Below are 24,185 nucleotides of genomic sequence, written 5' to 3' on the forward strand. Positions count from 1 at the left end.
CTGTTGAAAAATGTTAAAATTTATCACAATCAATAGATGCTGCAAAGGAGGCTTCTTGACATGAACCAAGCTTACGAGCTCCTTCCTCCGGAATTTTACCGCATGCCGACGCTTGAGCTGGCGCGGTCGCTTTTAGGGTGTCTGCTGATCAAAGAAACGGAGGAAGGGATCGCTTCAGGATATATTGTAGAAACCGAGGCTTATAAAGGACCGGGGGACAGGGCGGCCCACAGCTATGGAAACCGCCGGACAAAACGGACGGAAGTGATGTATCGGGAAGCGGGCCGGGCCTACACGTATACGATGCATACCCATACGCTGTTCAATGTGGTCAGCGCGGGTATCGACGAGCCCGAAGCCGTCCTCGTCAGGGCGGTTGAACCGCATGAAGGCGTGCTGCTGATGGAGAAAAGGAGAAGCGGAAAAAAGCCCCGCGATTGGACGAACGGACCGGGAAAATTGACGAAGGCGCTCTCCATCACAATGGATGATTACGGGAGATTGCTGACGGAGCCGCCTCTTTATATCGCCAAAGGATATATCCCGGACGACATCTCATGCGGGCCGAGGATCGGTATTGAGAATTCGGGGGAAGCGCGGGAATACCCTTGGCGGTTCTGGGTGAAAGGAAACCGGTACGTCTCAAGATAAAAAACGGCAGGTTTGGCTCAACAGTTATCCGGGTAATCATGATAAAAACGGGAAGGGAGTCATGCCTGCCATGAAAAAACTGTTGAAACGCGCGGTAAAATGGACACCTGTTATTTATCCGATCGCACGGAAAATCATGAAAGACCGAAAAGCCAAAAAGACGTGACAGCCGGCCGCTCCGGCTGTTTTTTCGTTGTTACCGCCTATTGCCCAAATGGACTTGAAAACGAAATCATAATAGAGTTTACTTAAATATGAGAGAAATTTCACAAAAAGAATGAATATAGTGTAAACAGCAGGAAAAGGAATCTGCCTGTTTGTTCTAAGGTTTAAGCGATACATATGTGAGGGAGGGCTTTTCTATGCTCAATGCTCGGCTCAGCAATATTCTCAGCGAATTGATGACAGCGGACTCACCCTTGACCAGCGCATATTTGGCAAACGGGTTGAATGTCACCTCCAGAACGATCAGATCAGATATAAAAGAACTAGACCGTCTTCTCTCTAAAAACGGAGCTTCCATCACATCCATCAGAGGCGCCGGTTACCGGCTGTCCATCCAAAATGACCACCTCTTTCGGCAGTTTCTGCAAAATACGTTTCAAGAAGAATTTTCGCATCCCGTTTTTCCGAATGAACGCATTCTCTATCTATTAAAAAGACTGCTGCTGACAGATGAGTATCTCAAGCTTGAAGATTTGGCCGACGAAATGTTTATCAGCAAGTCGACGGTTCAAAACGATATGAGAGACGTTCGAAAAAGGCTGAAATCGTACGCTATAGAATTGGAGATCAAACCGAATTACGGATTCAGGCTAAAAGGGGATGAAATAAAGCTGCGCTATTGCATGGCAGAACATATTTTTCCGAAAAGGGAAACGGAAATTGACATCCTGAACACCCGGATTTCCATTCTGCCGAAAAAAGAGCTGGAGATGATCCGCCAGACGATTTTGGAAAGGATCAACGAAGGCCAGATTTCCCTGTCCGATATCGGCCTGAACAACTTATTGATTCACATTGCCATCGCCTGCAAACGAATCCGCAGCGGAAAACACGTCTCGCTTTTTTCACAGGACGTCAAGGAAATTATGAATCATAAAGAATATGACGTCTCCCGGAAGATTGTCCGGACGCTGGAAGAAAAGCTGAAGGTGACGTTCCCGGAAGCAGAAATGGCCTATATTTCCATTCATCTGATGGGAGCGAAAAGAACGGCGATGGCGAAGCTCAGCAAGGATAAAATGGAAGGCCTTATCGATGCGGAAACCGACAGGCTGACGGAATTGATGCTGGAGGAGATCGATCAAAAATTCAAACTCGGCATTAAAAACGACAAAGAATTGAAAATCGGCCTCAGTCTTCACTTAAAGCCGGCTTTAAATCGCTGCCGCTACGGAATGAACATTAGAAATCCGATGCTCGACGCCATCAAAGCCAACTATCCGCTTGCTTTTGAAGCAGGAATCCAAGCCGGCGAAGCGATCAAAAAGGAAACGGGGTTCGACATTCAGGAAAGCGAAGTCGGCTACCTCGCTTTGCATATCGGCGCTGCCATGGAAAGAAGGAAAATGAATACCCCGTCAAAGCGCTGTATGATCGTATGCGCCTCAGGAGCGGGAAGCGCCATGCTTCTTCAGGACAGACTGCGGTCGAAATTCGGCTCAAAGCTTGAGATTATTGGAACGGTCGACTATTATAAGCTGAATCAAATCCCGCTTCATGCCCTCGATTTTGTGATCAGCACCATTCCGCTTCCAAAAGTGCTCCCGGTACCCGTCGTGAAAGTAAATGCGATTCTCGGCGGGGAGGATTTAGCAAGAATCGAGCACATTCTCGCCCCGGATGCAGAGCTGGCCGGGAAGTATACACGGAGGGAGCTTGTCTTTCTGCAGGAAGATTTTCAATCAAAAGAGGACGTCTTGCGCTTTCTTTGCGATCAGGTAACAGCGCTCGGCCTTGCCGAAGAAGAGCTTGAAGCATCGGTTTTCGAAAGGGAGTCCGTTGCGCCGACATGCTTTGGGAATCTTGTCGCTATTCCCCATCCGATGACCCCGCAAACGGATGCTACGTTCTGGGCGGTATGCACGCTGCAAAAGCCGATAGAATGGCAGGATAAAAGAGTTCAATTCATCTGTCTTCTTTGTGTTGAAAAAGGCAATACGTCCAATCTCCAGAGCATGTACAAGTTATTGGGCAACGTTTTAGACGATCGGTCAATCGTCAGGGAGCTGCTGAAATGCAAAACGTATGAGGCGTTTATGTCCGTTTTCAGAAAGAACAGCCGGATCCAGCCATTTTCCGAATAATACTTGTCCCCCTGTCTTTTTTCCGGAGGGCAGAGGAAAATCATTGCGTTAATATGAAAGCGGTTTCATAGTATGATAAAACCGTAAAACAGATAAGAACTAAACCGGAAAAGGGGGACATCTAAACATGAACATCTTATTGGCTTGTGCAGCAGGCATGTCAACTAGTCTGCTCGTTACGAAAATGGAAAAGAGCGCAGAGGAACAAGGGAAAAACTATAACATTTGGGCCGTCTCCGGGGGAGAAGTCCAGAATCATATCGATAAAGCCGATGTATTGCTTCTCGGTCCGCAAGTCCGCTATATGCTTCCGCAATTAAAAAAGCTGGGAGAATCAAAAGGCGTACCAGTTGACGTCATCAATACGGTCCATTACGGAACCTGCAATGGAGCAGAAGTGCTGAAATCCGCTGAACGGCTTGCCGGGGCTTAGAAGGAGGACGGGGGATGTGAATAAATTTAACCTGTTCTTAGAAGAGAAGGTCATGCCGATCGCCGGCCGGATAGCGGCACAGCGCCATTTGCAGGCGCTGAGGGACGGCATCATTCTGACCATGCCGCTGATTATTATCGGTTCGCTGTTTCTCATTTTGGCGAACTTGCCGATTCCCGGCTATGCCGAATTCATGGCGGGCATTTTCGGCGACAAGTGGGCCGAGAAACTAAGCTACCCGGTAGGTGTCAGTTTTGACATTATGGCGCTTATCGCAACCTTTGGAATCGCTTACCGCCTTGCCGAAAAATACGGCATCGATGCGCTGTCATCAGGAGCGATCGCGGTAGCTGCCTTTCTCCTGGCAACGCCTTATCAGATTCCGTTTACACCGGAAGGCTCCACTCAGGAAATACTCGTAACAGGCGGGATTCCGATTTCCTTAATGGGAAGCAAAGGCCTGTTTGTCGGCATGCTGATTGCGATGTTTTCCACCGAAATATACCGTTGGATCGTTCAGAAAGACATCGTCGTCAAAATGCCTGACGGCGTTCCGCCGGCCGTAAGCAAGTCATTTATCGCCCTGATTCCGGGATTTGCCGTCATCGGTCTGATCTGGCTTGCCCGCCTTTTGATCGAAATCACTCCTTTTGAAAGCCTGCACAACGTTATCAACGTACTGTTGGGCACGCCGCTCTCCATACTCGGAGGCAGCCTCGGCGGAAGCCTTGTTGCCGAAACCGTCCAACAGCTGCTGTGGTCCTGCGGTTTGCACGGGGCGAACATTGTCGGCGGGGTCATGTCGCCGATCTGGTATGGGGCGATGGATGAAAACCGCCTTGCTTTTCAAGCCGGCGAAGTTCTGCCGAACATTTTTACCATCCAGTTTTTCGAAATCTGGATTAATATCGGCGGAAGCGGAGCGACCCTGGCGCTCGTCGTCACGATGGTTCTCAGGGCGCGAAGCAAGCAAATGAAGCAGCTCGGGAAACTTGCAATCGGGCCGGCCATTTTTAACATCAATGAACCGGTTATTTTCGGAATGCCGATCGTCATGAACCCGATGCTTTTGCTTCCGTTTATCGTATCACCGATCTTGATGATGGTCGCAACCTATATCGGAATGAGCACGGGGCTCGTCGCAAAACCCGCGGGAATTGCAGTGCCGTGGACGATGCCGCCGCTCTTCTCGGGTTATTTGGCAACCGGCGGTAAGATTTCGGGAGCGGTCATGCAGCTCATCAATCTGTTTATTTCGTTTGCCGTGTACTACCCGTTCTTTAGAATGTGGGATAAGCAAAAGCTGAAAGAAGAAAGCGAGCTCGAAACTGTGCCGCCTGCAAATGAAAATCAGCAGATCGGCGTATAAAAAAGGGGGTGCAGTCATGACCGAGGAGTTGGAGCAGACGATTTTTCAAATCATTCTGCACGGGGGAAACGGCAGGAGCTTTTGCATGGAGGCGATTGCTGCTGCGAAGAAAGGCGATTTTGCCGAAGCGAAAAAAAAGATCCAGGCAGCCGATGAGGAATTGATCAAGGCTCATCACTTTCAAACGGCCCTTATCCAAAACGAAGCCAAAGGGGCAAAAACAGAGCCCACGCTGTTGATGATTCATGCGCAAGACCACTTAATGAACGCGATGACAATGAAAGATTTGGCGTCGGAAATTGTTGATTTATACGAAAATATGAATATCCGCGGAGGTGTAAATTAATGGAAAAAGGCTTGAAAATCGTAACGATTGGCGGAGGATCAAGCTATACGCCCGAGTTGGTTGAAGGATTGATCAAAAGATATGATGAGCTGCCGGTAAGCGAACTATGGCTTGTCGATATTCCGGAAGGGGAAGAAAAACTCAACATCGTCGGCACGCTGGCAAAGCGAATGGTTGAAAAGGCGGGTGTCCCGATTGATGTCCATCTGACGCTTGACCGCAGAGAGGCCTTGAAAGACGCAGATTTCGTCACCACCCAATTTCGCGTCGGTCAGCTTGAGGCAAGGGCGAAGGATGAAAGGATTCCGTTAAAATACGGTGTTATCGGCCAGGAAACAAACGGTCCCGGCGGCTTGTTTAAAGGACTCCGCACCATTCCGGTCATCCTCGGTATCGCAAAGGACATCGAAGAGCTTTGTCCTGACGCGTGGCTTGTCAACTTTACAAATCCGGCAGGCATGGTGACGGAAGCGCTGCTTCGCTACTCAAATCTGACGAAAGTCGTCGGTCTGTGCAATGTGCCGATCGGCATGAAAATGGGAGTGGCAAAAGCGCTTGATGTTGATGAAAGCCGCGTGGAAATCCAATTTGCCGGTTTGAATCACATGGTATATGGACTCGATGTCTTCCTAGACGGCGTCAGCGTCAAAGACAAAGTGATCGAGGCGATGGCCGATCCGGCAAATGCGATGACGATGAAAAACATTTCCGGCGAATCGTGGGAGCCTGACTTCATCCACGGCCTTGACCTGATTCCGTGCGGATATCACCGCTACTATTATAAAACGAAGGAAATGCTTGAGCATGAAATAGAGGCTTCAAAAACGGAGGGAACCCGCGCAGAAGTCGTTCAGAAAGTGGAAAAAGAACTGTTCGAATTATATAAAGACCCAAATTTAGCGATAAAGCCGCCGCAGCTTGAAAAGCGGGGAGGCGCATATTACAGCGATGCGGCCTGCAACCTGATCAGCTCGATTTATAATGACAAGCACGACATTCAGCCTGTCAATACGATGAACAATGGTGCGATCGCAAGCATTCCTGACGATTCTGCGGTGGAAGTGAACTGCGTCATGACGAAAAACGGTCCAAAACCGATCGCGGTCGGAGACTTGCCGGTCAAAGTCAGGGGCCTTGTCCAGCAGATCAAATCGTTTGAACGCGTCGCGGCTGAAGCCGCCGTGACCGGAGACTACAACACGGCTCTTGTCGCCATGACGATCAACCCGCTCGTTCCGTCTGATAAAATCGCCAAGCAAATACTGGACGAAATGCTTGAAGCGCACAAAGAGCACCTTCCGCAGTTTTTTAAATCAGTCGAAGCATAGATGGATTCCAAGGTTCCGGAGATTTCGCCGGAACCTTTTTCAGCTTTTACATATTGGCGCTTGCTTCTTTTTCTTTTTGAAGATCTAAGCGGCTCGCTTTGGCAAGCCGGGTAAACAGCAATATTCCAATTCCGGAAAGGATTTCGATGAAACCGCCGATTGCGATCACCTTGCCTGCGCTGAGAACTTGTGCGGCATACCCGCAGGCGATCGCACCGAGAGGAAGCGAAAGGTTTGTGATCGTATGAATAATCGCGTATACCTGCGGCTGGTCATCGCCTTCCACAGACGTTTGAATGATCGTAAACTCAGGTACATTGATCGAGCTGATTGCCGCTCCAAAAGCAAAGGCGGCGAGAAAGACGAGCGGCAAAAACGTATTCAGCCCCGTAATGAAATAGGCCGTTCCTTCTAATATCCCGGCTGTAATAAAGAGCAGCCCGTACCTGTTGATCTTCACTTTGGCGAGGATGAATCCCAATAAAAACGCTCCTCCGGCTGTCGTAGCCTTCAACAGCGAATGGATGAACGGCGTGCCGTTTAAATCTTCCGCTACATAAATCGCTGAAAGCGCCTCCCATGGCGAGGCCGCGAGATTCATGAATATGCAATAAATCGCAAGCGGGAATAACACCTTATGATGCCTCACAAGAGTAAATCCCCTTTTCAGCCTTGCAAAATATGTACCTCTTGGTTTGGCAGCGTCTGACTCAGCATGCTGATGAGCCATTTGATGCTTAATGCAGAGGACAAAAATTCCTGAAATGATATAGAGTGTGAACGATGTGATCAAGGTCGGCGCAGGACCGATAAACGTAAGAAGCACTCCGCATAATGTAACAGCGCCAAGCCTCACAATTTCCGAGGAAGACTGGAGGATCGCATTAGCTTGTTGAATCAGCTGTTCGTTCACGATCTGGGGAATCAATGTAATGGACGCCGGGTTGTATGTCGCGCCGGTCGCCGAATGGATAATCATCAGCCCGAGGACAAACCACATCGGCGAAAAGCCGTTATAGTAGCATAACGGAATAGCAAGTACGATGACTGCTCTCGTTAAGTCAGAAAAATACATCCAGAATTTCAGCGCGCTTCTTTTCACCAATGGACCTGCCAGCGGTGCCAAAAAGGCCTCAGGCAAAAAGGTGACGGCGAGCAGAAGGGAGGTGCCGATTGCGCCTTTCCCGTCAAAGATCAAAAACCATAAAATAGAGTTGAAGGCGAAGCAGTCGGCTGAAATTTTAATGATTCTGGAAAAAAAGAGAAACGTAAATTTTTTTTTCCAGACGCTTATTTCTCCATTTTTTTTCTCCATCTTCAATGTCCTTTCTTCATTGCTGCCTGAATGTTTTTAATGTCTCCTTTCAAGTAAGAGTTCCATATGTATGTAGATGATTTTAACATATTTTATATAAAATGGAATGGTCTTTGGCGAGGAATTTTTCAGAGAGGTTTAGGACGTACGGTATATGAGGAAACTTAAAGGTGAAAATGAAAAGGCCGCCGGCCCCCTGTTGCATGAGGGCCGGACAGCTTAGCACGGTTGGCTGACCGAATCGACTTCAACCGTCCAGCCGAATGGATCAGGCAAAGCGCCTCTTTGAATCCCTGTTATCGTATCGTACAGTTTTTTGGCGATTTCACCGGTTTCTCCGCCGTTAATGACGAGGCTTTCACCTTTCCAAATCAGCTCGCCGACAGGGGAGATGACAGCCGCCGTTCCGGTGCCGAACGCTTCTTCAAGCAAACCGTCCCGGTGGGCTTGAATCAGTTCATCTACGGATATTTTCTTTTCGGCTACAGTGAGGCCCCATTGTTTTAACAGATGGATGACGGAATTTCTCGTAATGCCTTCCAGGATGCTGCCGTTTAAAGCAGGCGTGATGATTTCACCGTTGATTTTAAAGAAGATGTTCATGCTGCCCACTTCTTCAATGTATTTTTTTTCGATTCCGTCCAGCCATAAAACTTGTGAAAAACCTTTGCTTTCAGCCACTTCCTGCGCTTTCAGGCTGGCGGCGTAATTTCCCGCCGTTTTCGCATTGCCTGTGCCGCCTTTAACGGCGCGGACAAATTCGCTTTCAACGGCGATTTTCACGGGGCGGATGCCTTCCTTGTAATAAGAGCCGACCGGCGACAGGATGATCAGCAGCTTGTACATCTTGGACGGGGCGACGCCGAGGTACGGTTCTGTCGAAATAATGAAAGGACGGATGTAAAGGGACGTTCCCTCTGCTGACGGTATCCACTCTTTGTCGATCTGAATGAGCTGCTTCAGACCTTCCAGCACCGTATCGGAATCCACTTGCGGAATGCAGAGGCGGTCGTTTGATTTATTCAGCCGTTCAACGTTTTTCTCCGGCCTGAACAAAAGAACCTTTCCTTCGTTTGATACATAAGCTTTCAACCCTTCAAAAACGGATTGGCCGTAATGATATACCATTGCAGCCGGATCCATTTCGATCGGCTGGTAAGGGACGATTCGCGGATCGTGCCAGCCGTTGTCAACCGAATAATCCATGATGAACATGTGATCGGTGAATATGCGGCCGAATTCAAGATTGTCCGTTTCGGGCTTTTGCTTTTTCGTCTGACTGAGCTGTACGCTGATGGTTTGTTTTGTCATATTCATTCTCCCTGCCGTTCATAATCTTTTTCCAAAAAATATTTATATTCTATTTTAAACCTTATATTTATAATCGCAATAGATTTCAGAGAAATTTGCAAAATAGAATTTTTGGAAACATTAAAAAATATTTTTCGAAAATTCGGCAAAACAAAAAGGATCCCCTAAGAACGGGAATCCTTTTTATAGAAGTCTTCGATTGCTTTGTCTACGTAGACCCAGCCTTTCCAGCCGAGATGGATCGTATCCTTCAGGAAATAAGGATCATATTCATGACCTGACAAATCGGCTACCTGAAAGCCTTCAGCTTCGATCTGCTTTTTGATCTTTGCATAGTAACCAGTCCGTCCTTTTTTAGGTACGCCGGTGTAGTCATACCATTTGCCGTGCACCGGAACCGATATAAACAGAGGATCGGCGCCCGATTCCTTCAGGACATCCATCATCATCTGAAAATCGCCGTATTCGACCGACTGTACATAAGACAAATGTTTTTTTCTGTTTTTTAGCTTCGTCATTTTCGGCTTTATTTTTCTGAATGCATCATCTATTAATTTAAACTTGTTTGAGCGGGATTCCTTTTCGCCAAGCTTTGCAGCCATCTGCTTCAGCTCGCTCCACGATTTGTCCTTGACGCTTTGCGAAATCGTGCGCTCAGGGCCTGGACTATCAACCATTGAATAGTAAAGGTCCTTTTTTTCCAGCACGTTCCGATAAGCTTTGGCAGCAGGCGAAAGAAGGGACAGTGTCGTATGGTCCTGCTTTAGCTCCGCTTTATAAAGGGCTGCGAGCAGGGCATCATTTTTGACGGCATGGTATTTCAGCATGCGCTTGATCATTTTTCTCTTTACATTTTGGTCGATTTTTTGGTTGAACATCAGGTCGTATGCCTGTAATGCTGAGAAATTCGGCGCGAAATGGGATTCATCAGATCCTTTTTTCTGGAACCATTGCGGAGATATGATAAACACCAGTTTCTTTCCCTTTAATTGATCCATATGAGCCGCGAAATTGATTGCATGGATCAGGGATTGCGAACCGCCTTTTCCGACCAGGTAAGGAGTAAATCCTTTATTATTTACTTCAAAATAATTGGACGGATGATAAGGGTCTAACCGGGACAGCTCGGATGATCCGTAGATCGGGAGGTACCTGGAATCTTCAAGCATCTTGCTTTGAAGGTACGTTCCCTGGAACATCATCGGATTCAGCTCCGTTGCCGATTTTTCGACCCGATCTTTAGGAACAAATGCCTCAAGCCATGAATTCGGGATTGAGATCGTGGTGAAAAAAAGTAAAAATGCCAAAATGATTGGCCCGAATAAAAAACGCTTTTTCATTATCTCAACTCATTCAGCTGCTTTATGATTTGATTTGGCGTGTTCCATGCATCCCGGTCAAATTCCGTAATCGGTACGGTTATGTTAAAGCGGCTTTCAAACGCGAGCAGCAGCTCTACCGTGCCGAATGAATCCAGTATTCCTTCTTCAAAAATATCGATATCCGGGTTCTCTTTGACGATATCGTCCTGACAAACCTCTGCTATAACTGAAAGTACTTCTTGATTAAAGTCCATTATTGAAATCTCCTTTTAATGAATTAGTTTTCCTGAGAAAATAAAAAATCCAAAGCATACAAAATGGAAGGTCACCACAATTGAGACTGCTGTCGTCAGCTTGTTGTTCGGCCACCATTTATACTTCTTATTCCATTTTTCAAAGAAGTTGAAGCCTACCATGAGCAGTGCGTGATAAAGTCCGTAAATGATGTACTGCAGGGCAAGGCCGTGCCAGACGCCCATCAGCAGAAACAGCAGCACATATCCGATATTAGACACCGCCATGCGGTTTTTGATCCATTTTTTCTTTGTCATCCAGAAGACAAAGCGCATAAATACGTAGTCTCTGAACCAGAATGAAAGGGACATGTGCCAGCGGTTCCAGAAATCTTTAATATTGCGGCTGATAAACGGCATATTAAAGTTTTCCGGCGACTTGATCCCCATGATATAGCTGATGCCGACCGCAAAAGCGGTATAGCCGGCAAAATCGAAGAACAAGTAAAGGCTATAAGCGTACATGTATCCGAGTCCATGAGCAATCTTGCCTGACGTGAGATGCGACAAATTCAAAATAATGTACGTATTAATGCAGTAGCCGATAATGAATTTGTATAAAAAGCCGAGAAAAATTTTGTTGATTCCTTTGTAAAGCAGCTCTTCATATTGCTCTTTCGTCCAGACCGTCTGCTCGTCTTTTTCAAAGCGGCGGTACCTGTCGATCGGCCCTGATGAGATGGTCGGGAAAAAGAGAATAAAATAAAGCAGTCTGCTGACGGGAAGCTGTTGTTTGATCAGCCCGTCGCGGGTTTCAATAATAAGCTGAACCCCTTTAAAGGTTAAATACGAGATTCCGAGAAAGCTTGCCCAGTTGTTCAGGCCGAGAAACGGCAGCAGCTTGGAAATTGCCAGGGGCAGAATCGAAGCTGCTGCGGCCAAACAAAATACAAAGCCGCTGTTCGCTTTTGAACGGTAGGCGATATAGCCTTTGATCAGCACCGTTTGCCAAAGCGTAAACAGGCACAGAGCGATGAGCCCGTGCAGGCTGTTTGAAAAAATGAGCGCCAGCACGACAACGGAGACCGCCATATTGTAAAGGCGGAAGCTTTTTCCGTTGAGACCGAGAATGATGGTCGGCGCGAGCAAAACTGCTAAAATGATGAAGAAGAGAAATGAACCGTACGGTGTCATATGGTTACCTCTTCTTTAAGCCGTTTCCGGTCAATTTTGCCGTTCGCAGTCATCGGAATCTCTTTTTGATACACGAATTTTCTCGGGATCATATAAGCCGGCAGCGTGCTGCCAAGGTCTTTCTTAATGGCGCTCGTCAGCTGGTATTCCTTTTCGAAATCGTGTTCGGCAGGCACGATCATCGCAATTAGATACTCGATTTTCTCCTCGCGGTAGAATGGAATCACAACGGCAGACTGGACGTATTTCGAACGATTGATTTGATATTCGATCTCTTCCAGCTCGATGCGGTAGCCGTGCAGCTTAATTTGGAAATCGAGTCTCCCTTGGAAGAACAGCAGGCCGTTTTCTTTGTAGCCGGCGTCTCCCGTACGGTAAGCCGCTTCGCCGTTATATGAGAAAAACACTTTTTCCGTCAGCTCTTTTTCGCCTAAATATCCTTTGCTGACGCTTTTTCCGGTGATGATAATCTCGCCTTTTTCACCTTCCTGTACAGGTTCACCGTCTTCATTGACGATGACAATGTCAGTATCGGGCTTCGCCGAACCGACAGGAAGGGAAGAGTACCGCTCCAAAATGTCGTCTGTCACTTCGATCGAAGTCACGGCGACCGTTGCTTCCGTCGGGCCGTATGTATTGAAGACCCGGGCTTTCGGAAATCTTTCTTTCAGCTGTCTGGCGACTGATGCAGGGAGCGTTTCTCCGCAAAACATAAATACGCGGAGGCCCGGCAGCAGTTCCTCTGAAAAGGACGGATCCATCAGGCACATTTGTGCAAAAGAAGGAGTCGATGTCCAGACATTGACGTTTGATTGTTTCAGCGCTTCAAACAGAATCTTCGGCCTGTTGATCATATCTTTCGTCACGGTCCACAGAGTGCCTCCCGCCTGCAGGCAAGGATATAGGTCCATTACCGACAAGTCAAAGGAAAACGGCGCCTGGTTTAAAAACACGTGACCGTTCTCAACCGGAAAATCTTCTGTCACCCAGTTTGCAAAGCTTTGAAGATTATCGGCTGAAATTTGCACGCCTTTTGGATTTCCGGTGCTTCCGGACGTATAGATGATGTAGAAAGTCTCTCCGTCCTTCACCCAGTTATCCGGGTTTGTCTCAAGCTGTTCGCCTGCGTCAAGGTGCTCGGGTTTGATCACGGAGATGAGGGCATCTCCCGTATCGAGATCGGTTCCGGAGTTGTTGAGCAGCAGCTCGGCTTTTGAGCTTTTGATGATCTTCATTACCCGATCCGCCGGGATCGAAACATCCACCGGTACATATGGGTGGCCGGCTTTTACGCAGGCGAGGAAAGAAACTGCCATTTCCGGCTGCATATGACCGTAGACGATGATGGGTGAACGATCGCCGACCGTTTCTTTTTGAAGCCGGGAAGCGAGGCGCTCTGATTGTGACCACAATTCGCTGTATGAAAGCGTCTTGTCATCATTCACAAATGCAAGTGCATCGGGTTGTGTTTGTGCATAATGTTTAATCGTTTCTATCAGTTTCATTTTTTGATTCTCCATTAAAAGTCGTTATAAATATATGAACCTGTATTTGCTGTATGGAATCCGTAAATCAAAAACAACAGCAGCAAAATAAGAAAGTAGTAGGAAGTGTTTAGGAGCCACTTCATTGTTGTTTTTTCATACAACATTTTCAGCTTGGTTAACATTGATCTGTTCCTTTCCCTTATGAAATAGCCGTCACAACAGTATAAGACGAATTTAATTTATAAAAGTTTCATTTCTTCAAAAAAAGTGGAAAAAAATTTATGGCGTTTTGTTCAAAAAAACTTAAGTCCCAACAGCCTATTATAAACATATTGTGCTGAAGATCAATCCATCCTTCTCTTTTCTTTTTGGAAAACGAATCCAACTTTTGAAACATAAAAAAGGATCATAAGAAACAGCCCTTATGATCCTTCTGATAAAATTAAAAAAAGGGATGCCGGAGATTAATAAACAAATGCTGTCCCGACGATGATGAGCAAGATAAATAATACAACGATCAGAGCAAAGTTGTTAAAGAAACCACCCATTGAGCTTCACCCCCTTGTTTTAATATAAAATATGAAACAAAAGATGCTTTCGAAAGGGATATCAATTTAGAAATACAGAAAATAATAAAGGAAACTATTTTTTAATAGCAAAAAACAAGTTCTTTATGTTCGAAACCTTAACGGAAATGGAACCGTCTATTGTTTTGAAAAGAAATCAATTTGATATAAGGAGACCAATTATGGAAACTTCAATAGATCAAATAGCAGGATTGCCGCAGCATCAAATAGAAGATTTTCGAAAACTGATGGAAGACTGGAAAAATGAACTTTTAGTTTATAAATTCGCTTTAGACCAAATGGATACAAAATTTTCGATTATCAGCCAGGAATACAACTTAATTCACGGGCATAATCCGATCGAACACACGAAATCACGCGTGAAAAACTTTGAAAGCCTGATCAACAAGCTTGTAAGAAAAGGCTGCGACATTACAACGAGCGCAGCCAAAGAGCATATAAACGATATCGCGGGACTTAGAATCGTTTGTTCATTTTTGTCGGATATCTACAATATGGTCGAAGTGCTGAAAGAACATGAAGATATCAAAATTTTAAAAGTGAAGGACTACATCAAAAATCCGAAGCCAAACGGCTACAGAAGCCTTCATTTAATTGTAGAAGTGCCCGTTTATTTGACAAACCGGGTGGAGCACGCCAAGGTGGAAATCCAAATTAGAACGATCGCCATGGATTTTTGGGCAAGCCTTGAGCATAAAATTTACTATAAATTAAATAATGAAGTGCCTGATCGGCTGACAGACGAGCTGAAAGAAGCCGCCGATATCGCCAATTATCTGGACGAAAAGATGCTTCATATCAGAAGAAAAGCGGATCAATAAACAAAGCCGGGACGAGGCGTTCGCCCGGCTTTTTTTCGTCTGCCTGTTACAGCCGTTTCCCCCGAGTGCACTGTCCGGCTTTCTTGACAATGCAATGGTCCGGGCGCATTCTTGATGTGGCGTCTGGTCCGATTAAACAGATCCTGCCAATTACATATCATTTTCAAGATTTATTTTGAAAACAAATGTGAATCGAAAAAGTGAATCAAGAAAAAGATAATAAATATGAGGAGGTCCTGATATGAGCGGACTGCAAATTGATTTCAACAAAACTGCACTTGTACTCATCGACTTGCAAAAAGGAATCGTCAACATTCCCGGAGGAGATGCCGTCGTGAAAAAGGCAACCAAATTAATTGACGTGTTCCGCCAAAAACAAGGTTTTATCTGCTTTGTGAATGTCGCGTTTCACGATGGGAAAGATGCGCTAAAGCCGGTAACGGATCAGACTGGGCAGGTTCCGGGGGAGCGCCCGTCCGATTGGTCCGAATTCGTACCTGAGCTGGGGATCACAGAAGGCGACTATACGGTCACAAAGCGTCAATGGGGCGCTTTTTTCGGAACGGATTTGGATATCCAGCTTCGGCGCCGCGGAATTGATACGATTGTGCTGTGCGGAATCGCCACCAATATAGGCGTTGAAGGCACGGCCCGCGAGGCGTTCCAGCTTGGCTATCAGCAGATCTTTATTACGGATGCGATGACGACATTCAGCCAGGAAGAGCACGAAGCCTCAATCTGTTTTATTTTTCCTAGAATCGGCAGGCTTCGGACGACGGAAGAGTTTCTGGAAGAGCTGCGTTGAAAATATCCAAGAAAAGCAGGGCGTTGTTTTTGACGACCGTCGCATCTGGAACCATGCTGAATCCGCTGAACTCCTCGATGATTTCATTGGCTCTTCACAGCATTCAAAAAGAATTTCAATTGTCATTTACAACCGTATCGTGGTTAATTTCATCTTTTTATTTAGCCAGTGCGGTCGCCCAGCCCGTAACAGGAAAACTGGGAGATTTAATCGGCAGGAAAAAGATGTTTTTATCCGGCCTGATTCTCGTTGCCATTTCGGCAATCGGGGCGCCGCTGGCTCCCGCTTTTATGGTGTTATTGGTGATGCGGCTGTTTCAATCTATAGGGAGCAGCGCGATATACCCGTCTGGAATCGGGTTGATCAGGAGCCATATACACGATCGCCAGGCGTCGGCTCTAGCCGTTCTCTCGATCTTCGCTTCCGCCATGACGGCATTGGGGCCGACGGTGGGAGGCTTTTTAATCGTCTGGGGCGGATGGCCGGCCATTTTTACGGTTAACTTTCCGTTTATCATCTTCAGCTTTGTATTTGGGCTGCTTTTGTTTCCGAAAGATGAAAAAAAAGCCGGCCTGAATGTCAAATCTGTTTTGAAGCAGCTCGATTTGCCGGGCATCATCTTATTTGCCTGCGGCATCGTTCTTTTGTTGTCTTTTTTGCTTTCTTTAAGCACCGTTCCCCGTTATGCGGAAGGGGTCTCCGGACTCATTCTGTTGATCGTGTTTATCATGTGGGAACACCGGACGGAAAAGCCGTTTATCGATATGCGCCTGTTTATTTCTCACCGGGTTCTGTCATCGGTGTATATTCAATTTATTATGTTGAACATTTTTAATTACTGCCTGTTTTTCGGGCTTCCGAGTTATTTTCAGGATGAGATGCACCTTTCCGTTCAAACGAGCGGGCTGTTGATGCTGTTTATGTCAGGAATGAGCATCATCGTGTCGCCGCTTACAGGCAGATGGATAGACCGCTCGGGCGAAGCGCAGCCTGTATTGATCGGGGCTTGTTTGATGATCGCCGGCGCGGTTCTGATGACGCTCTTTTTCGTAGAGGCGCCGATGATATGGAAAGGATTGATCCTTTCCTTGCTCGGCATCAGCTACGGTCTAGGCAACGTTGCCCTGCAGGCTGCGATGCTGACGGCAAGCCCGAAGGACATCATCGGCACATCCTCGGGGCTCTTCCAAACGTGCCGCTACCTGGGCTCGATCCTTTCCTCGGTCATTCTCGGCATGTTGTTCGGAAAAGAAATCACGGCCCATCATTTTCAGGAATTGGGAATGATCATGATTATCGTCGCCATCGGAAGCCTGATCTTTAGTTTCCGGTTTGTCAAATTGGCGAAGGATCTGGTTTGATTAAAATAGAGCTGCAGGGTGCAGCTCTATTTTTTGTTATGACGATTCATTCAAAACAGAGCGGGGAAACGATGGTCATACGTTTTTTATAGAAAATAACGTCTGTGCTTTTTGGTCACAATTGTGATCATCATAATGACTATAAAGAGAACGAATATCTGTATAAGATAAGGAAACACAATACATCATTTCCTAATAAACTTTTGAAAAAATAATAAATAGAATGTTGACTGTTGCAATAATAAGAGCACCAAGGATTGCAATAACCGTCTGCGCACTCAAGTTTATAATATTATTTGTTAGTAAAATAAAAAAAATAAAGAGATATCCCATCGAAATAAAATAATTATAAAACATGGCTTTTTGTTGGATTAATTTATAGCGCTCATCATTTTTCTTAAATTGAGGATATAAATAACCTAATCTGAAAAACATGATAAATAAAGAAAAAGGCAGAAAAGACATTACAAATCCAGGTTTTCCATTAACCCATGAGCTAAAAAAAGTATATAGACTTAAAATCAACATCAAAAAACTGATTGTGAAATTACCTAATCGTGACTTCATGATTTACCTCCTTAAACATCTTCGCTGTCCAGAATAAATAATTCTTCTACTGTAGTTTCAAAAAGCTTAGCCATCAACATTGCTAACCGAAGAGAAGGGTTGTATTTTCCCTTTTCAATTGAAATGATGGTCTGTCCAGAGACATTAAGTTTAGAATCTAAGGTTTCTTGGGATTAATTGACTTTCCCCCTATGAAACCACCTTAACGTAAAATAAACTTTACATCAATGGAACTATACAAAAGGGTCTGAGAGTCCCGAGGAGAACATGCGTAAAAATCCTTAAACAAAAAATGAGTGAAATCTGGGCATTACAGGACAGCTCGTAGTCTCGGTCGACGATGGGGAGGGGGCGGGAGTGGATATGGCGCTGCATGTCGGAGGTGATCAGCACAAGTCGTTCTCCATGCTGATCGTCTTTTTGTTTTGGTGAGGTCTGGTTTTTGTCCGTGGATTGTCGCAGTAATCAAAACCCGACATTTAGGAGGCGATCTGATATGGGGTATACTGAAAAGGCGAGGGAGTGCGCTCCCGAAAACCGACGGCCTGCCTGTGATCTTATCAAATGTGTTGGCGGCCAAACACGTTTCAGAAATGACCTGAAAAGGATGATAAACATGAACCAGAAGCTGATCCAAATCAGTCAAAACGTACTGTCGACCTGTCTCGGGCTGAAAAAAGGGGAGTCTTTTCTGATTGTCTGTGACGACAATAAAAAAGGCCTGGCAGAATCTTTGTATCAGGAGGGACAAGCGATTGGGGCGGAAACGATGCTTGCGGTCATGAAGACAAGGGGAAGACCAGGTGAAGAGCCGCCGCCGTCAATTGCTTCGGCAATGAAGCATGCAGATGCGGCCGTTTGCATTACCGAGCATTCGCTAACCCATACAAACGCCCGGAAAGAAGCTGCGAAAGCGGGAACGAGGATTGCGACGATGCCGGGGATTACGGAAGACATGTTTTTAAACGGCGCGATTGCCGCCGATTACGAAAAAGTAAAGGAAAGAACGGAAAACGTTTGTGAGGTGCTTTCAAACGGACGGTCTGTCCGTATAGAAAAGGCGGGCTATATTCTTACGTTTTCAATCGACGGGAGGAAAGGGATTCCAAGCACGGGCATGTATTTGAATCCCGGGGAATCCGGCAACCTGCCTTCGGGGGAAGCGTATATCGCGCCGCTTGAAGGTACGGCAAACGGCCAAATCGAAATAGACGGGTCACTGGCCGGCATCGGAACATTAAGCTCACCGCTCGTGTTAACGATTGAAAACGGACGGATCACGGATGCTGAGGGCGATGCCGCCGAAAAGCTGCTGAGCATTCTTGGGAGCGGCGACGGGCGGTGCCTCGGCGAGTTCGGCATCGGGACAAATGACCGCGCCAGAATAACCGGTGTCGTTCTCGAAGACGAAAAAGTTCTCGGCACCATTCACACCGCATTCGGAAGCAACAACACGTTCGGCGGCACGATTGCAGCGGGTGTACATATTGACGGAGTGGTAACAAAGCCGACGGTTTATATTGATGATGAGCTGTTTATGGAAAATGGGACATTAAAAAAACAGAGCTGATGAGGCTCTGTTTTCTTGACGCAAATTATTGCGCCCGGCGTTCTTCCTTTTCGACTAAATCGTATACCGCTGTCCCGGCGATTTGCCCGGCCGTTTTCAGCCGGTCTTTGCTGATATGCTCAATCGTGTCGTAAGGGGTGTGATACCATGGCTCTAAGGATTCGGTCCCCGGCTCCATCCAAATAAAATTGGCTGAATCGATTCCCGCGTCATGGAAAGGAACGTGATCTGATGAACCGCCCTTTCTCAAGGCTAGAACATCCTTTCCGATGTTCGCTGCGGCGTTTTTGCTTAATTCCCAGACGAGGTTTGCTGACCCGTCAGGTGTATTGATATAAAGTCGTGAAGCATTTTCCCAGCTTGTAGCGACCATGTCTAAGTTGAAGTTTGCTTTGCTTCGTTTTAATTCCTGCCCGGACAGCTTGCTGACATAATATCTCGAGCCGACAAGCCCGATTTCTTCAGCGCCGAACGTAATAAAGCGGATTTCTTTATCGGTCGGGATGTTTTTCATCATCCGCGCCAGCTCGAGGACCGTGGAAGTTCCCGATGCATTGTCGTTGGCTCCGGGCGCTTCGGGGACGCTGTCATAATGCGATGTGACATATACGATATCCGGATTTTTGATTCCTTTCGGTTTACGGACGCCGATGACGTTTTGAGAGGTTTGATTCGGGATGGATTTAAGCTTTAGCGTTGCTTCCCGTTCTGTGAGCAGTTTTTCGCCGTCTTCCTTTTTGACGCCGACGACCGGAATGCCGGTTTTATTCCCGCTGAGATTCGGTGTGAGCGGAACGAGGCTGTCTGCGTTGTTGTAGATGATAACGCCGGCAGCACCCGCATCCTCAGCATTTTTCACCTTTTCATAAAACGTCAGACCGCCTCTTAAAATTACGGCGATTTTTCCTTTCGCTTCTTCTGTGAAATCGCCGGCAAGGCCGAGTCCGGCGTCATAGAGCGGAGCGGTCAGACCTTTGCCGGAGGTAGGAGCCGAACCTGCCGCAGGCCGGGACGATATGTCACTGCCCCGGACGGTGAGCGTTCCTTCCAATCTGTCGGGGATGCTGAACGTCTGTGTACTCACTTTCAAATTCGATTTTTTCATTTGAGACGCGATGAATGCCGCGCTCTTTTTTTCTGCTTTCGTGCCTGTTACACGCGGTCCGATCGTCTCGCTTAAGTGGTAAATCGTTTGGTAAGCGCGGTTCTCATTGAATTTCTTGGCGATTTTCCCTTCCTGTTTCGAATGAATCGCTTGCGTTGCATGTACCGCGGCCGTGCCGTCAGCTGCCGGCAGGAAAACGCCCCCCATAAGAACGGCTGCAGACATACTAATAGCCATCATTTTCTTCTTCATTTCAAACCCTCCCTGATCGATCTTTAGTACAGAAAGATTCGCATTGCGAAAGAAATATCCTGCCCCGGAAAAATAAATGAGGCGTAAGACTCGTTCAGCGCCGTTTATAAGGGAAGCGAGATCCATAAAAAAGAATCTGTTTGATATAAAAAAAGCAGTTGACGGGCGGGGGCCTTTCTGATTAAAATACGTCGAATAATCAGAATTCTGATTTTGAATCACATATGTGAATGGTGGAGAGTGTTATGTCTGTAAAATCCGCAGTACGCGTCATGCGTATATTTGAACTGCTTACAACCCATCCGGATGGGTTAACAATAAAGGAGATCGCAAGAGAATTAGCGCTTCCGCAGAGCAGCACATTCCACTTGGTTGTAACGCTTTTTGAAGAAGGTTATCTTCAGCAGGATGCGGGTAAGCGCTACAGGCTTGGAGCGAAGCTGATTCAAATTGGAACCGCTGCCATGGAATCGGTTGATATATCAGCCCAGGGCGTTCCTTATTTAAAACGGCTGATGGACGGCGTGCAGGAAACGGTGTTCATGGCCGTCCTGTCCGACGATCAGCTTGTCTATATTGCAAAGATCGACAACAACCGGTCGATTAGAACGACCGCACAGCCGGGGTCACGAAAACCGCTTTATTGCACAGGTCTCGGCAAAGCCTTTTTAGCCTTCATGCCGGAGAACGAAAGAAGGAAGCTTTTCGACCGCATCGAATTCGTCCGGTTTACAAAGAACACGATGACAAGCAGGGAACAATTGGAGGAACAGCTGAAACAGTTTACAGAATTGGGATATGCCATTGATGACGAAGAAAATGAAGAAGGCTTGTTTTGTTTGGCAGCTCCGGTATACGGATCAGACGGCGTCATCAAGGCGGCCATCAGCACGGCGGGACCCAAGGACCGCATGTTGAAAAGGAAGGATGTCATTGCCGGGCAGCTTCTTGAAACAGCGGGAAAAATAACGGAAGCAATCGGCGGCTATGTTCAGCCGCCCCGCATAAAGGGGGGATTTTGATGGATGTCATAAGCATAGGGGAAGCGATGGCGCTGTTCACTCCGAATGAAGACGGTCCCCTCAGATACGCGCGAAACTATTCTGCGAGAATTGCGGGAGCCGAAACAAACACATTGATCGGGCTTGCTAAGCTCGGAAAAAAAACGGGCTGGATCAGCAGGCTGGGAAAGGATGAGTTCGGGGCCATGATTCTTTCTTCCGTAAGAGGGGAAGGGGTCGACGTCAGCCGGGTCAAGATCGATGCGGACGCACCGACAGGCTTGTTTTTTAAAGAAAGAGCAAACGAGGCGCAAGTAAATGTCTTCTACTACAGGAACGGCTCTGCCGCAAGCTTTCTCGAAAAGGGCGATATCGATGAGGATTATATCAAAAACGCCGGCTTTCTATACATTACCGGGATCACGCCGGCTTTGAGTGAGAGCGCTTCAGAAGCGGTGTTTTATGCGGTGAAGCTTGCCAGAAAGCATCATAAACCGGTCGTATTTGATCCGAATGTGAGAAAAAAGCTCTGGGAACCGGAGCGGGCGAGACAGACGATATTGGAACTTGTCAAACAGTCTGATGTCGTTTTGCCGGGACTAGGCGAAGGCCGTTTTTTATTCGGGACAGATGATGAGAAAGACATCGCAGAGGCTGTTCACCGGCTCGGTTCTGATATTGCCGTCGTCAAGCTGGGGGCAAAAGGGGCCTACTACTCCTCTAAAAATGAGAGCGGTTACGAAAAAGGCTACGAGATTCAGAGAGTAAGAGATCCCGTGGGAGCCGGAGACGGCTTTGCCGCCGGCATTCTGTCGGGCTTGATTGAAGGCATTCCGCTCCCGGGCGCTGTTAAAAGAGGCTGCGCGGTCGGCGCCATGGTGACATTGGTAAACGGCGATATTGAAGGGCTGCCGGACCGCGATCGATTGTTTGCGTTTATGGAGCAATCCGAAGAGGATGATGTCAGCCGATAGACTTCAAACGAAAGGGTGAGAGAGATGGAGGCTTTATCACAAATCGAAAAACATAGAGTCATTGCGATCGTCCGCGGCTATCATGCGGATGATGCACTCAGAATCGTGGAAGCGTTAAAAGAGGGCGGCATCAGGCTGGTGGAGATGACGCTTAACTCGCCTCAGGCGCTGAAAGCGATAGAGGCTGTTTCAGAACGATATGGAGACGACATGCTTGTCGGAGCGGGGACGGTGCTCGACGCCGAATCGGCGAGAGCGGCTTTGTCGGCCGGTGCCCGGTTTATCCTGTCCCCGACCGTCAATGAAGAAACGATTAAGCTGACAAAACGGTATGGGGCGGTGAGCATTCCGGGAGCTTTTACCCCGACTGAGATTTTGACGGCTTACGAAAGCGGCGGGGATATCATCAAGGTGTTTCCGGGAACGATGGGGCCCGGCTATATCAAGGATATTCACGGGCCGCTCCCGCAGATTCCCCTGCTTCCGACGGGAGGCGTCGGATTGGACAATATTCGCGAGTATTTGGATGCCGGAGCCGTCGGAGCGGGAATAGGAGGCGCTCTCGTCAAAACGAATGAAGAGGTCACAGGCCCGTATTTAGAAAACCTGAAAGAAAAAGCAAAGCAATTTGTCGAAGCAATCAAAAGGGGATGAGCGATATGAAGATTACAGGCTTTGAATGTTTTCAAGTGCCGCCGCGCTGGCTGTTCTTAAAAATCGAAACAGATGAAGGCATCACCGGATGGGGTGAACCGGTGATCGAGGGCAAGGCCGCAACCGTTAAAACGGCGGTCGGCGAATTAATGGAATACTTGATCGGCAAAGACCCGATGGATATCGAAGATCACTGGAACGTAATGTACAGAGGCGGGTTTTACAGGGGCGGTCCGATTCTGATGAGCGCGATAGCGGGAATCGATCAGGCGCTTTGGGACATTAAAGGAAAATTTTATAATGCACCCGTCCATCAGCTTCTAGGCGGGAAGTGCAGAGACTCCATTAAAGTCTATTCATGGATTGGAGGAGACCGGCCTCAAGACGTCGGCCTGGCGGCAAAGCAGGTGGTCGAAAAGGGTTTTACAGCCGTCAAAATGAACGGTACGGAAGAGCTCCAATATATTGACTCGCACGAAAAAATCGACCAGGTGATCGAGAGAATCGCAGCTGTCAGGGAGGCGGTCGGCCCCTACGTTGGCATCGGCATCGATTTTCACGGCAGGGTGCACAAGCCGATGGCAAAAATATTGGCGAAGGAGCTTGAGGCTTTTCGTCCGATGTTCATTGAAGAGCCTGTGCTGCCGGAGAACAATGAGGCGCTCAGGGATATCGCAAACCTTGTCTCGATACCGATTGCCACAGGTGAGCGGATGTTCTCAAAATGGCAGTTTAAACAACTGTTGACAGATGGCTATGCCGATATCATCCAGCCCGATTTGTCACATGCGGGAGGCATTACCGAATGCAAAAAGATCCTCTCGATGGCGGAAGCGTTTGATGTCGCGGCGGCCCCTCACTGTCCGCTCGGCCCGATCGCGCTGGCGGCCTGCCTGCAGGTTGATGCGACCTGCCACAACGCATTCATTCAGGAGCAAAGCTTGGGGATCCATTACAACAAAGGCACGGACCTGCTCGATTATATATTAGATCAAGATGTCTTTTTCTACGAAGACGGCTATGTCCGCATTCCAAACGGGCCCGGCCTCGGCATCGATATCAACGAAGATCACGTCAGAAAAATGGCCGAAATCGGACATAACTGGCGAAACCCGGTATGGCGGCACAGCGATGGCAGTGTGGCGGAATGGTAAAAAATGATGGCGTTTTCATTCTAAAAAAGGTGTGAG

General features: G+C 47.3%; 25 protein-coding genes and 1 pseudogene. 15 read left to right on the top strand and 11 right to left on the bottom strand.

Annotated features, from left to right (window positions below; all coding sequences use genetic code 11):
* Positions 1 to 60: 60 nt before the first annotated feature.
* The 7 genes from AB447_RS20805 (at position 61) to licH (ending at position 6,436) form a co-directional block, all read left to right on the top strand.
* On the top strand, positions 61 to 651 hold the full coding sequence (locus tag AB447_RS20805; RefSeq protein WP_048356567.1) for a DNA-3-methyladenine glycosylase: 591 nt from the start codon (positions 61 to 63) through the stop codon (positions 649 to 651).
* A 70-nt stretch (positions 652 to 721) separates the two neighbouring features.
* A complete protein-coding gene (locus tag AB447_RS27410) occupies positions 722 to 817 on the top strand; it encodes a hypothetical protein (protein ID WP_326075560.1) in 96 nt (31 codons plus the stop codon).
* Positions 818 to 1,013: 196 nt separating this feature from the next.
* On the top strand, positions 1,014 to 2,960 hold the full coding sequence (locus AB447_RS20810) for a BglG family transcription antiterminator (protein WP_048356325.1): 1,947 nt from the start codon (positions 1,014 to 1,016) through the stop codon (positions 2,958 to 2,960).
* 127 nt (positions 2,961 to 3,087) lie between these two features.
* A complete protein-coding gene (gene licB / locus AB447_RS20815) occupies positions 3,088 to 3,393 on the top strand; it encodes a PTS lichenan transporter subunit IIB (RefSeq protein ID WP_046129399.1) in 306 nt (101 codons plus the stop codon).
* Positions 3,394 to 3,409: 16 nt separating this feature from the next.
* Positions 3,410 to 4,762 (top strand): PTS cellobiose transporter subunit IIC, encoded by a 1,353-nt coding sequence (gene celB / locus AB447_RS20820; RefSeq protein WP_048406840.1) that lies wholly within the window; start codon positions 3,410 to 3,412, stop codon positions 4,760 to 4,762.
* A 16-nt stretch (positions 4,763 to 4,778) separates the two neighbouring features.
* On the top strand, positions 4,779 to 5,108 hold the full coding sequence (locus AB447_RS20825) for a PTS lactose/cellobiose transporter subunit IIA (protein WP_048356326.1): 330 nt from the start codon (positions 4,779 to 4,781) through the stop codon (positions 5,106 to 5,108).
* A complete protein-coding gene (gene licH, locus AB447_RS20830; RefSeq protein ID WP_048356327.1) occupies positions 5,108 to 6,436 on the top strand; it encodes a 6-phospho-beta-glucosidase LicH in 1,329 nt (442 codons plus the stop codon). The genes AB447_RS20825 and licH overlap by 1 nt, the downstream gene beginning before the upstream one ends.
* Before the next feature lie 46 nt (positions 6,437 to 6,482).
* Here the strand turns inward: licH and AB447_RS20835 are convergent, their stop codons facing one another.
* The 8 genes from AB447_RS20835 to AB447_RS25505 all read right to left on the bottom strand — a co-directional run bounded on the left by AB447_RS20835 (position 6,483) and on the right by AB447_RS25505 (position 13,846).
* Positions 6,483 to 7,751 (bottom strand): MFS transporter, encoded by a 1,269-nt coding sequence (locus AB447_RS20835; protein ID WP_048356328.1) that lies wholly within the window; start codon positions 7,749 to 7,751, stop codon positions 6,483 to 6,485.
* Between the two features lie 219 nt (positions 7,752 to 7,970).
* Positions 7,971 to 9,062: a branched-chain amino acid aminotransferase gene (locus tag AB447_RS20840; RefSeq protein WP_048356329.1), complete on the bottom strand. Its 1,092-nt coding sequence runs from the start codon at positions 9,060 to 9,062 to the stop codon at positions 7,971 to 7,973.
* A 164-nt stretch (positions 9,063 to 9,226) separates the two neighbouring features.
* Positions 9,227 to 10,402: a D-alanyl-lipoteichoic acid biosynthesis protein DltD gene (dltD, locus tag AB447_RS20845; RefSeq protein WP_048356330.1), complete on the bottom strand. Its 1,176-nt coding sequence runs from the start codon at positions 10,400 to 10,402 to the stop codon at positions 9,227 to 9,229.
* Positions 10,402 to 10,638, bottom strand: coding sequence for a D-alanine--poly(phosphoribitol) ligase subunit 2 (dltC, locus tag AB447_RS20850; RefSeq protein WP_006639558.1), 237 nt, complete (start codon positions 10,636 to 10,638; stop codon positions 10,402 to 10,404). Before dltC ends, dltD begins: the two co-directional genes overlap by 1 nt.
* Positions 10,639 to 10,653: 15 nt before the next feature.
* Positions 10,654 to 11,811, bottom strand: a complete 1,158-nt coding sequence (gene dltB, locus AB447_RS20855; RefSeq protein WP_048356331.1) for a D-alanyl-lipoteichoic acid biosynthesis protein DltB — start codon at positions 11,809 to 11,811, stop codon at positions 10,654 to 10,656.
* On the bottom strand, positions 11,808 to 13,316 hold the full coding sequence (gene dltA, locus AB447_RS20860; protein ID WP_057957737.1) for a D-alanine--poly(phosphoribitol) ligase subunit DltA: 1,509 nt from the start codon (positions 13,314 to 13,316) through the stop codon (positions 11,808 to 11,810). The genes dltB and dltA overlap by 4 nt, the downstream gene beginning before the upstream one ends.
* A 14-nt stretch (positions 13,317 to 13,330) precedes the next feature.
* Positions 13,331 to 13,480 carry a teichoic acid D-Ala incorporation-associated protein DltX gene (locus AB447_RS20865; protein ID WP_046129408.1) on the bottom strand — a complete coding sequence of 50 codons (150 nt, stop codon included), beginning with the start codon at positions 13,478 to 13,480 and terminating at the stop codon, positions 13,331 to 13,333.
* Between the two features lie 282 nt (positions 13,481 to 13,762).
* Positions 13,763 to 13,846 (bottom strand): YjcZ family sporulation protein, encoded by an 84-nt coding sequence (locus AB447_RS25505; RefSeq protein ID WP_048356332.1) that lies wholly within the window; start codon positions 13,844 to 13,846, stop codon positions 13,763 to 13,765.
* A gap of 200 nt (positions 13,847 to 14,046) precedes the next feature.
* On the opposite strand from AB447_RS25505, the gene ywaC reads away from it, so the two are divergent.
* The 3 genes from ywaC to AB447_RS20880 all read left to right on the top strand — a co-directional run bounded on the left by ywaC (position 14,047) and on the right by AB447_RS20880 (position 16,872).
* Positions 14,047 to 14,706: a GTP pyrophosphokinase YwaC gene (gene ywaC, locus AB447_RS20870; RefSeq protein ID WP_046129410.1), complete on the top strand. Its 660-nt coding sequence runs from the start codon at positions 14,047 to 14,049 to the stop codon at positions 14,704 to 14,706.
* 241 nt (positions 14,707 to 14,947) lie between these two features.
* Entirely contained in the window at positions 14,948 to 15,511 is a 564-nt protein-coding gene (locus AB447_RS20875; RefSeq protein ID WP_048356333.1) for an isochorismatase family protein, read from the top strand.
* Positions 15,512 to 15,564: 53 nt separating this feature from the next.
* On the top strand, positions 15,565 to 16,872 hold the full coding sequence (locus tag AB447_RS20880) for an MFS transporter (RefSeq protein WP_048356334.1): 1,308 nt from the start codon (positions 15,565 to 15,567) through the stop codon (positions 16,870 to 16,872).
* A gap of 192 nt (positions 16,873 to 17,064) precedes the next feature.
* Here AB447_RS20880 and AB447_RS20885 read toward each other — a convergent pair whose 3' ends face one another.
* Together AB447_RS20885 and AB447_RS25510 are read right to left on the bottom strand one after the other, a co-directional pair.
* Positions 17,065 to 17,439, bottom strand: a complete 375-nt coding sequence (locus AB447_RS20885) for a hypothetical protein (protein WP_053071243.1) — start codon at positions 17,437 to 17,439, stop codon at positions 17,065 to 17,067.
* An 11-nt stretch (positions 17,440 to 17,450) separates the two neighbouring features.
* A pseudogene (locus AB447_RS25510) lies at positions 17,451 to 17,612 on the bottom strand (helix-turn-helix transcriptional regulator); the annotation flags it as partial.
* A 443-nt stretch (positions 17,613 to 18,055) separates the two neighbouring features.
* On the opposite strand from AB447_RS25510, the gene AB447_RS20890 reads away from it, so the two are divergent.
* On the top strand, positions 18,056 to 19,009 hold the full coding sequence (locus tag AB447_RS20890; protein WP_048356602.1) for an aminopeptidase: 954 nt from the start codon (positions 18,056 to 18,058) through the stop codon (positions 19,007 to 19,009).
* Positions 19,010 to 19,034: 25 nt separating this feature from the next.
* On the opposite strand, the gene AB447_RS20895 is transcribed toward AB447_RS20890, so the two are convergent.
* Positions 19,035 to 20,366: a M28 family peptidase gene (locus AB447_RS20895; protein ID WP_048406538.1), complete on the bottom strand. Its 1,332-nt coding sequence runs from the start codon at positions 20,364 to 20,366 to the stop codon at positions 19,035 to 19,037.
* Between the two features lie 245 nt (positions 20,367 to 20,611).
* Here AB447_RS20895 and AB447_RS20900 point away from each other — a divergent pair, with 245 nt between their 5' ends.
* Genes AB447_RS20900 through dgoD form a run of 4 tightly spaced genes read left to right on the top strand, consistent with a single transcriptional unit; the run spans position 20,612 to position 24,149 of the window.
* The gene (locus AB447_RS20900) at positions 20,612 to 21,388 is read left to right on the top strand and encodes an IclR family transcriptional regulator (RefSeq protein ID WP_048352730.1); all 777 of its coding nucleotides are present in this window, start codon (positions 20,612 to 20,614) and stop codon (positions 21,386 to 21,388) included.
* A complete protein-coding gene (locus AB447_RS20905) occupies positions 21,388 to 22,341 on the top strand; it encodes a sugar kinase (RefSeq protein ID WP_048352731.1) in 954 nt (317 codons plus the stop codon). Before AB447_RS20900 ends, AB447_RS20905 begins: the two co-directional genes overlap by 1 nt.
* 24 nt (positions 22,342 to 22,365) lie before the next feature.
* A complete protein-coding gene (locus tag AB447_RS20910) occupies positions 22,366 to 22,995 on the top strand; it encodes a bifunctional 4-hydroxy-2-oxoglutarate aldolase/2-dehydro-3-deoxy-phosphogluconate aldolase (protein WP_048352732.1) in 630 nt (209 codons plus the stop codon).
* A gap of 5 nt (positions 22,996 to 23,000) precedes the next feature.
* Positions 23,001 to 24,149 (top strand): galactonate dehydratase, encoded by a 1,149-nt coding sequence (gene dgoD / locus AB447_RS20915; RefSeq protein ID WP_048352733.1) that lies wholly within the window; start codon positions 23,001 to 23,003, stop codon positions 24,147 to 24,149.
* Positions 24,150 to 24,185 lie beyond the last annotated feature (36 nt).

The organism is Bacillus glycinifermentans, assembly GCF_001042475.2.
Classification (GTDB): Bacteria; Bacillota; Bacilli; order Bacillales; family Bacillaceae; genus Bacillus; species Bacillus glycinifermentans.